The following is a 14,603-nucleotide window of genomic DNA, read 5'->3' as shown; positions in this document are numbered from 1 at the left end:
TTTCATCGTACAGACCCCCGCTCATTTTCTCCCCACCTCTACAGCCACTCGCAAAGCAGATTCAATCGCCCCTTGAATCCAGCCGTGATGTTCATTCGAGGTGTGCTCCCCCGCAAAATAAATTCTTCCTTCCGGCGCACCAATGTAGGGAGTTAATTCCGTCTCCTGCAACGGTTTGAACAAGGCAAAGGCACCAGCAGCATGAGGCTGCAATGCCCAATTATGTGTGATCCCCGTAACGAAGGTAGTGTACACCTGCTCTCCATGAATGCTTGCCAGATGCTTTACCGCTTGCATCACTTGTTCTTCTTTCGACATGCTGAGCCACGGAAGGTCATCATCCTCCCATGTGTAACTGACCAATACGACACCCCCAGGCTGATCAAACCCGTGGTTGGGAAAGTAGGAGAGGCGAATAGGCGTATCCGTTACGGTTTGTCCGTGCCTTATTCCCTGTGCTTCCCAGAAGCGCTGAGAAAACTGGATGCCTATTTTGGATGAGGAAACATAGTGGAGTTGACGAATGGCTTTCCATTTTTGATAGGAAAACAGATCGTACGGTTCAACCTGAACAAACTGCAAAACGGTAAAAGGGATGGTAAGAATCGCAATGTCACCGGTCATCTGGAACAGTTCGTCTGTGTCGGTACGTACGCCAGAAATGGTAATTTGATTTCCCGTCTGGACGATTCGCGTCATTTTATGCCGGAAGTATATATTGTCCTGTAATATGGGGAGAAATGCCTGTGGTAGCTGGTCAAATCCCCCTGCTATTTCGTAAAAACGTGTAGAAGGATCGAACAGGATGAAGTCTCGTAAAATTTCGGGAAAGGCGAGCTCAGGGAATCCCTCGAAGCCAGTCATGACCTTGATCATATCGATAGCGGGGGCGGATAAGGAAGGGCCAACAGGATTGAAGCGCAAAAATTGATCCATGGAAAAACGATCATATTTTTGAACAATGATGGGCCAGTTCGTCGCAGGATTGAGTTTGATGAAGTCAATGACAGGACGAATGGCCTGCCCGGCTAATTCATGGAAAGTACGGCCTTTTTCATGTGGCGCTACAGGGAAGCGGAGGATGCCGGGATCGCGTTGATAGATCCAACGCCTTGTCTTGATGCCATTTATTGAGATGATGTCGTTCGGAGAGTTGTTGATAAATGGATGAAGGGGAAGGGAGAATTTCTTCACGTATGCCAGGGTAAGTTCGTGCGTGTGAGGAATACGCATGGCGCCAGCTTCTAGATAATGGCCGTGGGTAAAAGGAGAGCGCAATGTGTAAACTCTGCCGCCTATCCTGTCCGCAGCTTCCAAAATCGTTACGTTGTGTCCCGCTGCTTTTAGCAAGGAGGCAGAAACAAGACCAGCAATCCCCGCCCCGATGATGATGATATTGAGGGGAGAGTGCGTTCGTGGGAGACCATTGCGAATAATGGACAGCATGTCAGGTTGTGTTAAGGAGAAGGAGGGATTATCCATCAAACGTCCCCTTTCCATTATTTTCCGGTACTATAATCCTATTCCGTGGATGACCCAGGTATGCGTTGAGTAAGCCGATCATACAGGACCCTACCATTTTCATCCAAGAAATGATAGGATGGAGAAAAGGGGAACAAATGATCGGAGGGGTTTGCATGTTACCAGCGAATGTTATCTGGAAACCAACGACAGGTGTCGGATATGAGCACTTGAGAATACGGGAGGGCTCGAACCGAATTCACGTAAATAGCATGGTGATCAGGAGGCTGGATGACGCCACCCTAACAAGAATCCAATATGAAATTGTCCTTGATTCAAATTGGGTCACGCGAGAGGTTTCACTAGCAATCATGGGCGAAGAAGGAGCTTTGCATCTCTCATCGGATGGCAAGGGAAATTGGACGAACGAGGTGGGTGAGCCCATTCCCGAGCTCTTTGGCTGTATCGATATCGATATTTCTTGTACGCCTTTCACGAATACACTGCCGATCCGCCGTTTGTCGTATTCTCCAGGGGAGCCACAGTCTATCCAAGTAGCCTATTTCTCAGCCCATGAGCTGACGTACAGACAAGTGCAACAGCAATATACATTGCTCGAAAGCAATGGGGGCTCTTCTGTCTATCAATACCGGGCAGGAACATTCGTGGAGAATATCACGGTCGATACAAGTGGGTTGGTTCTGAACTATCCAGACCTGTTTATTCGTGAGCAGGTGTAGGGAGCAAGGAGTGATTGTCGAGCATGGCTGAAAGGTTTATTGCGGGGATACTGGCCAGTTTTTTATTTACATTTGGGATTGCACTTCTGTATTTTCAGGATCGATCCTCAGTTCTTCTCGTTGCGATGTTTACGTTCCCGACGGTGTTTTTGTTAGGGATTCCGCAATCTCTCGCCATTGATTGGGTCATGAAGCGATTACCATGGAACAAGGGAAGTCTCCTTTTCCTACTAGAAACGCTACTGTACATCGTGGCTGGAATCATTGCAACCATGATGCTTTTCTTAATCGTTACGCATACCTTTAAGCTGCTTCTCAAGTTTTATGTCCTGGGCGTAGTTGCATCTTTGCTTTATTTTGTTTGTCTGCGCTTCTTAAGGCGTAAAAAGAAAGCCCTGCATGTAGTATAAGGAAAGGAGTGAATGCCATGAGTGAATGGGTACAAGTCGTGTCAGGCAACATTTTGGAAGCTACGGAAAATATCATCGTGCAGCAGGTCAACTGCATGGGTGTGATGGGAGCAGGGCTTGCCAAGCAAATAAGAGCCAAATACCCAAGCGTTTATACAGAATACAAACAGCATTGCGAGCAGTATGCGGATGCACGGGGAGACCTCCTTGGACAAGTACAGCTTTGCCAGGTTGGGGAAGGGAAGTACATGGCCAACCTTTTCGCACAGCTCGGTTATGGAAAAAAAGGAGTGTACACGAAATATGACATGCTGCAAAAAGGGTTGGAAGAAGTTCTCTCCCTCGCGAAAAAAGAAAATCTGACCATTGCCATTCCATACGGGATTGGCTGCGGTTTAGCAGGCGGGGACTGGGATGTGGTAAGAAAACAGCTTGACGATATCTTTGCTGGTTATGGCGTGAAGGTGTACAAATTCGAAGCGCATTGACGGCAGAGGATCACATGCGCTATAGTGGAGAGAACCATATCTAGGGAGAGATGTTGATGTCGGCGGTCGTTCTTAACTAAAGCAATTCCATATGAAAGGTCTTGATTCATCATTCGAAAATTTTGCCATGAAGCAAAGTTTTTTTGTGCTGGGTGATAATCGGCCTTGGAATTAGTTAAGAACAACGGATATCATACAATGCCTTAGGTGAAAACCCTATCATTGCGCCCAAAATCCGTGCTGTGTTCAGCGCGGTTTTTTATTTGGTTGCGTTTTGTTTAGGTATCCCCAAAAAAAGGGCGGAGAATGACATTTGTTCATTCTTCGCCCTTTTTTATTTTTCATAAAAAAGGAGAAATCAGTCATGAATGAAAAAGCATTACAGCGTCTCGAATACGACAAAATCAAAGAAAAGGTAATGGAATACGCTTTATCGTACGCAGGGAAAAAGCATGTAGAACAAATGATGCCGCTGGACTCTGTCAAAGTAGTGCGAAGCAAGTTGGACGAAACAGCAGAAGCCAAGAACATCCTGCAAAATGGAGCTAGTGTACCGATTCCTGCGCTGGAAGGGATGGAGAAGATCCTTTCCCTCTTGGGGACGGGATATGTATTTGGGGTAAACGATTTTACAAATCTGTACCTGTTCCTTACGAGTTGCTCACAGCTAATGAAGTACATGGCGACAAAAGCACAATTGGCACCACGCGTAAGCAGCTATGCAGCATCGATGTACGACGCCACAAAATTGAAGAACGAAATTGAACAATGCATCCGTCATGGGCAAGTTGTCGATTCCGCCAGCAAAGACCTGTTGAAGGTGCGTAAACGGATTATCGTATTTGAAGAGCGCCTGAAAAGACAACTGGATTCCATCATGAACAAATATCGTTCGATCATGCAAGAAAATGTCATTAGTACACGCAATGGACGTTATGTCATCCCTATCAAAAAAGAGCATCGCAAGCAAGTGGCTGGTAGTGTTTTAGATGAATCGGCGAGCGGTCAAACCGTCTATATGGAACCGACGGAGATCAGCACTGTACAGTTTGAACTCACAGCACTCAAGGCAGAGGAAGAACGCGAAGTAACCAAAGTACTGATGCAATTATCCGCGTTCGCAGAAGAATATACGCATGAACTCACCGTGAATGTCGAGACTGTTGGGATGTATGACTTCCTTTTCGCAAAAGCGAAGTACGCATTGGCAATCGGAGGTGCGAATGTCGAACTAAACGAAAAAGGGATCATCGATGTCAAAGAAGCACGGCATCCGCTACTCGGTCCGAAAATGGTGCCGCTGCATATGAAGATTGGTCGAGAATACAAATCGCTTATTATTACAGGGCCCAATACAGGCGGGAAAACATTGACGTTGAAAACCATCGGGCTTTTAACCATGATGGTGCAGTCGGGTTTGCTCGTACCTGTACAGGAAGGCAGTCGCTTTGCTATTTTCCGCAGCATCGCGGTAGATATTGGGGATGGTCAAAGCATCGAGCAAGCGTTAAGCACGTTTTCCGCGCATATTCATAATGTCCTGGAAATCTTGCAGATCACTAATGCCTCGACCCTCGTTCTGATTGATGAGATGGCTACCGGTACAGATCCAGGAGAAGGTGTCGCCCTGTCGATTGCAATTTTGGAGGAGCTGCACCGAAGAGGCGCGACGGTGATTGTGAATACACATTTTAACGAAATCAAAAATTTTGCCTCCGCAACTGCCGGGTTCCAAAATGCACGAATGGAATTCGACGAGGAGACCTTGCAGCCACTGTATCGTTTGCGAATCGGAGAAGCTGGCCAGAGCTACGCATTTCTGATCGCACTGAAGCTGGGTATCCCGTCTGAGATGATTCAGCGTTCACGGGAAATTACTCGGAATGGATTCACAACTACGACTTCCACTGCGGAAAGGCTGGAACAATACCAAGCCGTCGAGCAGGAAGAGAATGAGGCTCCTCAATACGTGGAGACACGGGTAATAGAAAAGTCGGAAGAAGTGGAAGTGGCAGTAGAAGGAGAAGCGGAGAGGCGTGAGCAACCTTCACAGGAGATTTCCGAAAAAGCAGCAGATACACCAGCCACGCCTGAGCGAGACAAACCATTTGCTGTTGGTGATTGTGTATTCATTTCCTATCTGGGGAGAACCGGCATTGTGTTTGCTGCGGAGGACTCCAAAGGTATCGTTGGCGTCATGATTCAAAATCAGAAATATAAAATCAACAGAAAGCGCCTCGCCTTGCATATTGAGGGCAAAGAACTGTATCCGGCCGATTATGACATGGACATCGTTTTCGAGACAAAAGAGAACCGGAAGAAGCGTAAAATGATGAGTCGCAAGCATGTCGAAGGATTATCGATCGAGACGAAGCGGGAGGAGTGATGAGTATAGGCAAAAAGCCGATTTTCTCTAAGAGAGAATCGGCTTTTTGGTGTTGATGTTGCTGGAAAGAGTGAATAGGCTATTTGGTTGTATGGCTAGCCGTCATGAAAAAACTCATGCCACTGGTGATGAGATTGACGATGAGGCGATCCCCAGCAAAAGGGTAAAGATAGAGAATACCATGATGGCCATCGAGACAACGGACGGACTCGCGTCATAAAAAGATAGAACTACGAGTTAATCTTGTAACACAAGCTCGTTCTGTTCGTTACTTCCATTTTCTTATAGATATTTTGCAAGTGCCTTTTGACCGTATTCAGACTAATGTGTAATTCGCCCGAAATCTGCTGGTTTGTATATCCTTGCTGCACAAGCTCATAAACTTCCCACTCTTTCGGAGTCAAGGGGGCAAGCTTGTTACTGTCATGCGATGCCATTCGGCTGGCTATTTTGTTTTTTGGGACAAGGTAAACGACATATTGAAGCTTTCTTTGATAGGAAGATTGAGTCTGAAACGAGTGCTGGACATGTATCGTTACTTCCTGCAGTTTAGGTGAATGGGCTGTCGTGACAAAAGCAGGAAGCCTGTTGGTAGAATGGTCTGCCAAAAGCTGCCCAATAAAGGCTTTGATCGGATTCGTCCATGTATTCCCACGGGTCAATTCGATGCAAATGTCCCGGGCCGCCGGATTCACATAGCGAATAATGGCAGGGGGATCGACGATAATCATGCCGATTGAGGACATATTGGAATGGGTCTGAACAGTATTTTTTCATCCTCCAGCTCTTCCACACGTGCATGCATGGCAAAGGTATTGGCGATATGCTTGGCAAGGATCTCCAATACTCGGGCATCTTCAGCAGTAAACCCTTTTTCCTGTTTGGAGCGTGCCAATCCAATACCGCCCAGCAATTTGTTTCCCTTTTCCAGATAAACACTAATCATATCGTAGTTTCCGTATACTTGCATAAATTGTTTATAGTAAACAGATTGTTCATATTCCTGATAGGACATGATGTCATTAATCCGCAAAGCCTTGCTGGTAGAAATCCGGTGAAGAATCTTTTGGGGATGCAGCAAATCGAATTGAAAATAATAGGAAACATATTCTTGGATCAGTCGGTCCTCCACGTTGTATGTGAGCGGATCGTATAAATTGCCTTGCCTGTCAACTGTCCAAAAGATAGATCTGTTAAAACCAAATAGTTGTGACAGCGAAAGCAATACCTGCTTGCGAAAACTCTCTGCGGGAACCAGAATGGAGTCGATAAATTGTAGAACTTTCAAATAATCTGTTTTAGATGCGCCCTTATCCAGCAAATTGTTTTCCCCCTTATGGTACCAGGTTTCCACAATCATAATACATGCACCCATTGGCAGCAACATGGCCTGACGGGGTAAGGATGAGCGCAAAAATGACCCTTTTGGGTAATAGGCGGTGTTTTCAGCTTTTGTCATAATAAAGCTCAAGCAAGCACCCGTATGGATGGGGATGGGAGGCGGCTAGCTATCTGATTGTCTGCGATTCTACTTTCTTGCGAAGGGGTTGTTCATTTGGTGGCACCGGATACCGTTTATTTGAATGGACAGATTTATTGTGTAGTTCCGCGCTATCGCTACGTTGAGGCAGTAGCGGTGAAAGAGGGAAAGTTCGTTGCAGTGGGGAGTAACGACGAAATCAAGTCGCTGATCACTCAAACAACCGAAGTAGTTGATTTGAAAGGAAAGACGGTCTTACCTGGCTTGCATGATATGCACATTCATGCGTATTTGGGGTCTTATTCCACGTTAAATGAATACCACCTTCCTCCGGAATCTCATAAGTCAGTAACAGCCATCTTGGAATGCGTCCGACAATATGCCAAAAGTAATCCGAGCAAGCCATGGATTGTAGGGGTGGACTGGCAGCCCGAGATTATGCTGTACATAAACAAAAGCCAGTTAGACGCTATTGATTCTTCACGTCCTATCATTTTATACGACTTCTCCCATCATAATGCTTGGGTGAATAGTAAGGCATTAGAGATTGCAGGAATCGACGCCCATACTTCTGACCCAGAGGGCGGTCACATCCATCGCGATGAAAGTGGAGAGCCGACAGGAGTCTTGATCGAGCTGCCTGCGATACAGCTTGTCGCCAAACATATTCCCAAAGGCGGTGAGCAAGAACATTTTGAAGCAGTGAAGTGGATCGTGAACCAACTCAATTCCCATGGGATTACGGGCATAAAAGAACCGATGACGGATCGGGAAATCTTGAAGACCTATAAGCGGCTGGATGATGAAAACGGACTTCATTTGCGGATAGTTACCAACCTTATGTACAAGGTGCCTTTAGAGATCAGCATGGAAGAGCAGTATGCGTTGATCGAAGACCGCAAGAAGTACGCTTCTTCCCGCATTTTCACGGATTTTGCGAAAATGTTTATAGATGGAGTCCCTGCATTCAAGACTGCGGCGTTTATGCAGCCGTATCTCGGAGACGAAGATGCCAACGACAACATTTTAGTTGATGCTGAACAGCTCAAAAAGGATCTCGCTTATTTAGACAGCATGGGTATCACAGTCAAAATGCACGCCGTCGGAGACGCAGCGATTCGGGTCGGACTGAATGCCATTGAGGCTGCTCGAGCGGAAAACGGGTTCTCTGGATTGAAACATGAGATTGCCCATACGAGCTTTATTCATCCCGAAGATATTCATCGTTTCCACGCACTTGATGCCGTGGCTGAGTTTTCACCTATGATGTGGTTCCCTTCCGATTTTCATGACCAGGATAAAGTGGTGATCGGGCCCGAGCGCGCAGATGGCAAGTATTCGATTCGCAGTGTGGTAGATACTGGCGCTTTGGCTGTCTATGGAACGGACTGGCCTGTCGTGCCGTCGTTTAATCCGTGGCCGAGCCTCGAAGCGATGGTTACCCGCCAAAACCCGTATATCGATTATCCAGGGACAGTTAATGCCAGCGAGGCCCTCGACGTCGTTCAAGCTATCGAACTGTTTACGATCAATGGGGCACGGTCGATGTATTTGGATAACGTAACCGGGTCAATCCAGGTCGGGAAATCAGCGGACATGATTGTTCTCGACCGCAACCCGTTATCGATACCGCCAACCGACATTCGAAACACAAAAGTTCTGTGTACGATTTTGGAGGGTAAAACTGTTTATGAGATTGTATGAGTCGGTCTCATCGCTTTGTTAATCTTAGTGTGGGGCATATTCTTCCTTTAGCCATGGCAATGGTTGCGGGGGAAAAGGCGTGTTGCGACATTGTCTCCCGTTTGAATTAAGAGGTGTTTTTTGAACAAGTTTACCTACAACTTAGAAACAGAACTAACGGAGAATGACACTATGGAAGTCGCTATTTTGTTGTATGACGGTGTGACAGCATTAGATGCAATTGGTCTATTGGTCCTTATGAAGTATTCGCTGGAAGTATGAAATGCAAAACCAAATTTGTCGCGAAAGAAAAAGGATTGATTCAACTCGATTCAAAGATGGGCTACCTGCATGCGGAATACTGTTATGCGGAAGTTCCTTCTGCGGATGTTTTAATCGTTCCTGGAGGAGCGGGTGGTGCATCATGGGAAGATTGTCACTGCAGCAGGCGTGTCTTCCGGCATTGACATGGCTCTTCAAGTTGTAGCTTGGGAGTTTGGAGTAGAGATAGCACAGGCAACGCAGTTGACGCTTGAGTACGATCCGAAGCCCCCTTTTGATGCGGGATCGGTTAAGAAGGCACCGCCAGCGATTGTACAATATACGAAAAAAGTCTACACGGAACTAATGGGCAGTCAAAACTTCTTTGTAGAATAATATTCATAATGTAGGTTCCGTTCTTGTTTTTCTCGCTTCGCTGCTTTTCAAAGGATGGATTGTGCTCTCGGCGATGGCATGAAACAATCGAAGGCAGGACACTTCATGCCGGGTGTGAAGAAGCTTCATCAGGTGTCAGAGAGCTCCTTGAGGCGAGGATACATCATCTAGTTTTAATGTGTTCTTTGCAAGAATACTTTAGAGACCTTGAATCATCCTGTTGACCAGCCAAGCCAGGTGGAACATGGCAATGTTGAATGGTGAAGTGGCCAGATGTTAATTCCAGAAGAATGGTACATTTAGTTACCGAAACTATCTATGAAACTTCTTGCAAATTCGATGAAAATACCAATAATAATCTAAATTAGATGAATAATAAATAAATGAGCATGGGCAGATAATTCCCATGCTCATTTATTTATCTTCTTTATTTATACTTCTTTTGCTTAATTCTTCAGAACGTGGGTGTAAAAAGTACTTGTTTGTATCTGTTTATCAATATCTCTTACTTTACTAGTTTTACTAAATAACTGAAGTCAACGACAAAATCTTAAGAAGGTGATGATCAACATTCCGAAAATCTCAAACAGCGTAGGAGGGAGATTACGGGATTGGGGGTTTACAATTGATTAGCCTAGAAAATGAAAGCATATTGTCACCTTACATAAGTAATAAGGAGAAATTTTCGATAAAATAGCATTTATTTGGAATCGGTGACAAGTCATTTTCGTCAGATGATTTACTCACACTTTTCTCTTTTCCCTCGATGTAGGGCTGTACGGAAGCTACTTCCACAGCCGCAGGTTGCGATTGCATTCGGGTTTTGGATCATAAATCCACCCATCATTCCAGTCTCTTTGTAATCGATTTCGACGCCATCGACATACGGATAGCTTTCCGGATTGACGACCAGCTTCACACCATCCATCTCAATTGTGGTGTCGCCTTCTTGATATGTATCATCAAAACCGAGTCCGTAGGTCATTCCGGAGCACCCTCCGTCCTTCACCCCAAAACGAATGAAGAGAGAAGAGCTTTCTTGTTCGAGCATATGCTGAATGCGAGTGACGGCAGCTTCGCTAATTTGAATCATCGTAAGACCTCCCTTTTTATGCTTACTGTTCACCTACGATCACAACCTCAGGTACAAGGAGAATCCCTGATTGGCTGTGAACCTTTTCCTGAATCTGTTTCATGAGTGTCGATACATCAAGTGCGGTGGCAGTACCGGTATTCATAATAAAATTGGCATGTTTGCTCGATACTTCCGCGCCTCCGTACCGCATGCCCTTTAGGCCTGCATCTTCAATGAGCTTTGCAGCAAAATGGCCTGGGGGATTTTTGAATACACTACCCGCACAGTCAAACGGCAGTGGCTGTGTTTTTAAACGTTTTTCTTTATACATGTTCCACTGAAGCTTGATGCTTTCGCTGTCGCACGGAGTCAGCTCCAAAACGGCTTCCGTGATAATGACATCAGTCTCTTGCAAGGAAGAGTGGCGATAAGAAAAATCCAAATCTACAGCACGCAAGGAGCGAATGGCTCCCGTTTGCGTGATCACTTCTGCTGAATGGAAAATGTCCGATATATCTGATCCGTTCGCGCCTGCATTCATATACACAGCACCGCCGACAGACCCGGGTATTCCGCCTGCGAACTCCAAGCCACTGAGCCTGTGCTTGTTTGCTAATGCTGCAAGCTTGATCAAGGAGTAGGCGGCCCCTGCGTAAATCTGATTGCCTACGATTCGGGCATAGTCCAAAGCCTTGTTTAATGTAATGACTGCGCCACGATAACCCTTGTCTGTGACTAAAAGGTTGGAGCCCTTTCCCAGCACCATCCATGGGACGTGATGTTCATTCAGTATTTGTAGGACCATGATCAGCTGGGATTTACTGCTCGGCGTAATCAGTAAATCCGCAGGTCCGCCAATTTTCCAGGTAGTATGTGCCGCCAAAGACTCCTGATAAGTCACTTCAACTTGTCGTTCACGGAGAAGGGAGAATACAGGTTTCATTCGTTTCACCTATCCTTCTTGGGAAAAAGCACCTTGCACTACAATCACAGTATAGGCACTATTTTATATATACTCAACTAAAATGTTTAATAAATTACAGTTACGAAGGTCTCACGATGGACAAAGAATGTCACTTTATAAACATGTTTGTTGAATTAGTTATACAAAGGACATATACTGTGAGCGTATCGTTCTTTTCCAATAAAGGGGCGAAGAGAAAATGGAGAGATATAGACATCTATCAACACGTGAATACATTCTATTGTTGCTGAAAAGGGAAGGGGAGCTCAGCACAAAGGATTTGCAAAACAGGCTGGAGCTCACAAAGGTAGCTGTCAGCAGGCAAATGATCTACTTGGAAAAAGACGGTTTTGTTGTGTGTAGAGTAGGCCGTCAAAAAGCAGGAAGACCGATGCACTACTACTCGTTGACACAGCAAGGTAACGAACAATTTCCGAATGATTACGGGCAACTGGCCGTGGACTTGATGGAGCATATCGTGCTGGCAGACGGGGTAGACCGAGTGGATCAATTTTTCGCAAGACAGCAAGAGAAGATTATCCAGAAATACGAGGGACAAATGGAAGGAAAAGCGCTATCTGAAAAGGTGGCAGAGATGGCACGCATCCAAGATGACAACGGATTTATGGCGAGATGGGAACAGGTCAGTGATGAGGAATATGTGATCACGCAGTACAATTGCCCCTATTTTAAAGTAGCGGATCGGTATCAGATGATCTGTGCAAGAGAGCTTGATTGTTACCGAGCGTTACTCCAGACGAGCGTAGAACGGACGGAATGTGTAGCAATCGGCGGAAAGAAATGTGTCTATCAGATCCGTGCTACGCAATCGTAGCTGCAAGCATCATCATGGCAGATGAAACGACAAATGGGAGGGAACGAAAATAATGACCAACTCGAATCCATGGGATGCTGACTGGGAAGTATCTGAGCCATTGGCACGCGCACTCATTTTCCGTCAGTTTCCGCAGCTATCTTCTATGCCCATCAAGCTGATCGGCTGTGGTTGGGATAACGTGGTTTTTCGAGTGGGGGACGAATATGTTTTTCGTTTTCCCAGGCGGAATGTCGCTGTTGAATTGATCAAAAAGGAAGGAGTGCTGCTGCCGATGCTCGCGGCATTCCTGACGATACCGTATCCGAAGCCAATTTTTTATGGGGAACCAAACGAAGACTATCCATTCCCTTTTTTGGGGTACACGTATGTTCCGGGAACGTTTCCGAAAGGCTTGACCGACGAGCAGCGTATTTCATCGGCAGTGGCACTTGCGACGTTTTTAAAAAGCTTGCATGCGTTTCCGCCCGAGCGTGCCCGCGAGAACGGGATCGAACATGATCACAGAAACCTGCTGGGCATTGCACAGAGAAAAGAAAAGATGCAGACATTCTTGTCTAGCTTAACTGTACATATTTCTAAAGAGGATCGGGATGCGATTGCGAATTATTTAGGGCAAGTCGTGATCGACCGAATAAATCCGTGTGAAGTGCTTCTGCATGGAGACTTGCATGTGAAAAATATGCTGGTAGATGAAGCTGGGCATATATCAGGCATCATTGACTGGGGAGATCTCAATGTGGGTCACCCGGGAGCGGATTTAAATGTGGCCTACAGTTTTTTACCGCCACAAGCCCGCCAGTCATTTTTTCAATCGTATGGAGAAGTGGATGAAGAGACAAAAATATTGGCCAGGATGATGGCGGTGTACATTCCGATGCTGCTCTGGATGCAAGCTATTGATCATAATGACGAGGAATTGGCAGAGGAAGCAAGAATGACGATAAGGCGAGCACTCGCTGACGAATAGGGCATCGGTAAACTGCTTCGGGGGGACAAGCTGCTTACGCTCATCCCCCGATTTGCTTATCCGATTCCTAACTCTTCCATTTTTCGATACAGGGTGCTTCGCGCAATTCCTAGCTTTTTGGCAGCGGCGCTGATGGACGGAGCTTGAGTAATGGCTTGCTGGATCGTCTGTCTCTCTAATTCGCGCAATAATGGCAAAGGTTCACCGGATGCTTCTTGCAGTCCATACTGCTGCTGCCATTCGCTCGGAAGATGGTGAGAGGTAACCCACGAATCACCGAACGCATGTAAAAAAGCTCGCTCCACGATATTGCGCAGCTCACGAATATTTCCGGGCCATGAATGCTGCTGCAAGATTGCCAGGGCAGATTCACAAATGCCTGTCGGACCACCAGCGTATTGGGTATGAAGCTGCTGGAGGAACTCGTCAGCCAAGGTTGCAATATCTTCCTTGCGTTCGCGCAGGGGAGGGATGCGTATTTGCAGGACATTGAGTCTGTAGTAAAGGTCTGCACGAAACTGCCCATTCCGTACTTCTTCCTCAATGGAACGATTGGTGGCAGCGATAATCCGAATGTCCAATGACTTTTCTTCGTGAGAGCCCAATCTCGTTACTTTGCGTTCTTCGAGGACGCGAAGCAAAAGTACTTGTAGCTCCATACTCATTTCCCCGATTTCATCGAGAAAGAGCGTTCCTCCATTTGCTGCTTCAAATTTTCCCGGTTGTCCTCCTTTTTTTGCTCCCGTAAAAGCTCCTTCTGTATATCCAAATAGCTCACTGGCGATCAGTTCACGCGGAAGTGCTGCGATATTGACTGCAAGAAATGGACCGTCTTTTCGTGAACTGGAGGAGTGGATGGCACGTGCCAGGACTTCTTTACCACAGCCTGTTTCTCCGAGCAATAACGTATTTGATAGAGATTGTGCAGCGATACGCGCTGTATGTAGTTGGGCTTGATAGAGGGGACTACTCGTATGAATCTCTGAAAACGAATAGCTGCTAGTATTCTTTGACAAAGTTGACGTACATGGGCGAATAAAAAAGAGGCGATACCACGTCTTTTCCCCCAGATCGAGATCCTCCAGGTACCAATTGGTTAAGCGTTCATGTTCCCAATCCGCCTCGAGGACAAGGCCTTCAACTAACGAAAATCGTTCTTTTGCCCGTTTGTTAGCAAACAGCACAACACGATCGTCGCTTACGGCGATTAGGCATTCTTGGCTGTTTTCCGCCCATGCGAAAAGAAGACTCTTCCAATTGGGAACAGAATGGGATGCATGCACGAGAGTTGGAATCACATGATCAGTTTGGAGTGCAGAAGAACGTCGCGTAGTGGAAAAGGATAGCGGGAAAAGTGGCAAAGAGCCATTTTGTAGCAAATGGATTAGCGCATCCCTGATCAGAGAAAATTCGTAGGGTGAAAGATTCGCAGAGGCCTGTAAATGCTGATAGAG

14 protein-coding genes and 1 pseudogene are annotated in these 14,603 nt (G+C 46.2%); 9 read left to right on the top strand and 6 right to left on the bottom strand.

The window, feature by feature from the left end:
* Positions 1 to 21: 21 nt before the first annotated feature.
* Positions 22 to 1,482, bottom strand: coding sequence for a flavin monoamine oxidase family protein (locus HP568_RS09730; RefSeq protein ID WP_173628958.1), 1,461 nt, complete (start codon positions 1,480 to 1,482; stop codon positions 22 to 24).
* 155 nt (positions 1,483 to 1,637) lie between these two features.
* Between HP568_RS09730 and HP568_RS09725 the strand changes: the two genes are divergently transcribed.
* The 5 genes from HP568_RS09725 to HP568_RS09705 all read left to right on the top strand — a co-directional run bounded on the left by HP568_RS09725 (position 1,638) and on the right by HP568_RS09705 (position 5,705).
* Complete coding sequence (locus HP568_RS09725) at positions 1,638 to 2,201, top strand: putative glycolipid-binding domain-containing protein (RefSeq protein WP_048033855.1); 564 nt, start codon at positions 1,638 to 1,640, stop codon at positions 2,199 to 2,201.
* 23 nt (positions 2,202 to 2,224) lie between these two features.
* Positions 2,225 to 2,611 carry a hypothetical protein gene (locus HP568_RS09720; RefSeq protein ID WP_173628957.1) on the top strand — a complete coding sequence of 129 codons (387 nt, stop codon included), beginning with the start codon at positions 2,225 to 2,227 and terminating at the stop codon, positions 2,609 to 2,611.
* Positions 2,612 to 2,628: 17 nt separating this feature from the next.
* On the top strand, positions 2,629 to 3,099 hold the full coding sequence (locus tag HP568_RS09715) for a macro domain-containing protein (RefSeq protein WP_173628956.1): 471 nt from the start codon (positions 2,629 to 2,631) through the stop codon (positions 3,097 to 3,099).
* A 364-nt stretch (positions 3,100 to 3,463) separates the two neighbouring features.
* A complete protein-coding gene (locus tag HP568_RS09710) occupies positions 3,464 to 5,485 on the top strand; it encodes an endonuclease MutS2 (protein WP_173628955.1) in 2,022 nt (673 codons plus the stop codon).
* Positions 5,486 to 5,531: 46 nt separating this feature from the next.
* A complete protein-coding gene (locus HP568_RS09705; RefSeq protein ID WP_217366501.1) occupies positions 5,532 to 5,705 on the top strand; it encodes a hypothetical protein in 174 nt (57 codons plus the stop codon).
* 10 nt (positions 5,706 to 5,715) lie between these two features.
* Here HP568_RS09705 and HP568_RS09700 read toward each other — a convergent pair whose 3' ends face one another.
* Both HP568_RS09700 and HP568_RS09695 read right to left on the bottom strand, forming a co-directional pair.
* A complete protein-coding gene (locus HP568_RS09700; protein ID WP_173628953.1) occupies positions 5,716 to 6,231 on the bottom strand; it encodes a helix-turn-helix domain-containing protein in 516 nt (171 codons plus the stop codon).
* Positions 6,213 to 6,944: a GAF domain-containing protein gene (locus HP568_RS09695; RefSeq protein ID WP_173628952.1), complete on the bottom strand. Its 732-nt coding sequence runs from the start codon at positions 6,942 to 6,944 to the stop codon at positions 6,213 to 6,215. Before HP568_RS09695 ends, HP568_RS09700 begins: the two co-directional genes overlap by 19 nt.
* A gap of 99 nt (positions 6,945 to 7,043) precedes the next feature.
* On the opposite strand from HP568_RS09695, the gene HP568_RS09690 reads away from it, so the two are divergent.
* Both HP568_RS09690 and HP568_RS09685 read left to right on the top strand, forming a co-directional pair.
* Entirely contained in the window at positions 7,044 to 8,669 is a 1,626-nt protein-coding gene (locus HP568_RS09690) for an amidohydrolase (RefSeq protein ID WP_173628951.1), read from the top strand.
* A gap of 171 nt (positions 8,670 to 8,840) precedes the next feature.
* Positions 8,841 to 9,305: pseudogene (locus HP568_RS09685) on the top strand (type 1 glutamine amidotransferase family protein).
* A gap of 739 nt (positions 9,306 to 10,044) precedes the next feature.
* On the opposite strand, the gene HP568_RS09680 reads toward HP568_RS09685, so the two are convergent.
* On the bottom strand, positions 10,045 to 10,398 hold the full coding sequence (locus HP568_RS09680) for a HesB/IscA family protein (protein ID WP_173628950.1): 354 nt from the start codon (positions 10,396 to 10,398) through the stop codon (positions 10,045 to 10,047).
* A 22-nt stretch (positions 10,399 to 10,420) separates the two neighbouring features.
* Positions 10,421 to 11,323 (bottom strand): UDP-N-acetylmuramate dehydrogenase, encoded by a 903-nt coding sequence (gene murB / locus HP568_RS09675; RefSeq protein WP_173629007.1) that lies wholly within the window; start codon positions 11,321 to 11,323, stop codon positions 10,421 to 10,423.
* A gap of 220 nt (positions 11,324 to 11,543) precedes the next feature.
* On the opposite strand from murB, the gene HP568_RS09670 reads away from it, so the two are divergent.
* Both HP568_RS09670 and HP568_RS09665 read left to right on the top strand, forming a co-directional pair.
* Entirely contained in the window at positions 11,544 to 12,179 is a 636-nt protein-coding gene (locus tag HP568_RS09670; RefSeq protein WP_173628949.1) for a helix-turn-helix transcriptional regulator, read from the top strand.
* 52 nt (positions 12,180 to 12,231) lie between these two features.
* Positions 12,232 to 13,149, top strand: coding sequence for a phosphotransferase (locus HP568_RS09665; protein WP_173628948.1), 918 nt, complete (start codon positions 12,232 to 12,234; stop codon positions 13,147 to 13,149).
* 56 nt (positions 13,150 to 13,205) lie between these two features.
* Here the strand turns inward: HP568_RS09665 and HP568_RS09660 are convergent, their stop codons facing one another.
* Positions 13,206 to 14,528: a sigma-54 interaction domain-containing protein gene (locus HP568_RS09660; protein ID WP_173628947.1), complete on the bottom strand. Its 1,323-nt coding sequence runs from the start codon at positions 14,526 to 14,528 to the stop codon at positions 13,206 to 13,208.
* Positions 14,529 to 14,603: the final 75 nt, after the last annotated feature.

The organism is Brevibacillus sp. MS2.2 (assembly GCF_013284345.1).
In the GTDB taxonomy this organism is placed as follows: domain Bacteria; phylum Bacillota; class Bacilli; order Brevibacillales; family Brevibacillaceae; genus Brevibacillus; species Brevibacillus brevis_C.
The sequence above is the reverse complement of the archived record's forward strand: the minus strand, read 5'-3'. Positions and strand labels throughout refer to the sequence as shown.

What these genes read in the sequence shown, in the direction of transcription:
- HP568_RS09670 (WP_173628949.1), top strand. Translation starts at nt 11,544, where the DNA reads ATGGAGAGATATAGACATCTATCAACACGTGAATACATTCTATTGTTG.
- HP568_RS09700 (WP_173628953.1), bottom strand. Translation starts at nt 6,231, where the DNA reads ATGTCCTCAATCGGCATGATTATCGTCGATCCCCCTGCCATTATTCGC.
- HP568_RS09710 (WP_173628955.1), top strand. Translation starts at nt 3,464, where the DNA reads ATGAATGAAAAAGCATTACAGCGTCTCGAATACGACAAAATCAAAGAA.
- HP568_RS09720 (WP_173628957.1), top strand. Translation starts at nt 2,225, where the DNA reads ATGGCTGAAAGGTTTATTGCGGGGATACTGGCCAGTTTTTTATTTACA.
- HP568_RS09725 (WP_048033855.1), top strand. Translation starts at nt 1,638, where the DNA reads ATGTTACCAGCGAATGTTATCTGGAAACCAACGACAGGTGTCGGATAT.
- HP568_RS09665 (WP_173628948.1), top strand. Translation starts at nt 12,232, where the DNA reads ATGACCAACTCGAATCCATGGGATGCTGACTGGGAAGTATCTGAGCCA.
- HP568_RS09695 (WP_173628952.1), bottom strand. Translation starts at nt 6,944, where the DNA reads ATGACAAAAGCTGAAAACACCGCCTATTACCCAAAAGGGTCATTTTTG.
- HP568_RS09715 (WP_173628956.1), top strand. Translation starts at nt 2,629, where the DNA reads ATGAGTGAATGGGTACAAGTCGTGTCAGGCAACATTTTGGAAGCTACG.
- HP568_RS09730 (WP_173628958.1), bottom strand. Translation starts at nt 1,482, where the DNA reads ATGGATAATCCCTCCTTCTCCTTAACACAACCTGACATGCTGTCCATT.
- HP568_RS09680 (WP_173628950.1), bottom strand. Translation starts at nt 10,398, where the DNA reads ATGATTCAAATTAGCGAAGCTGCCGTCACTCGCATTCAGCATATGCTC.
- murB (WP_173629007.1), bottom strand. Translation starts at nt 11,323, where the DNA reads ATGAAACCTGTATTCTCCCTTCTCCGTGAACGACAAGTTGAAGTGACT.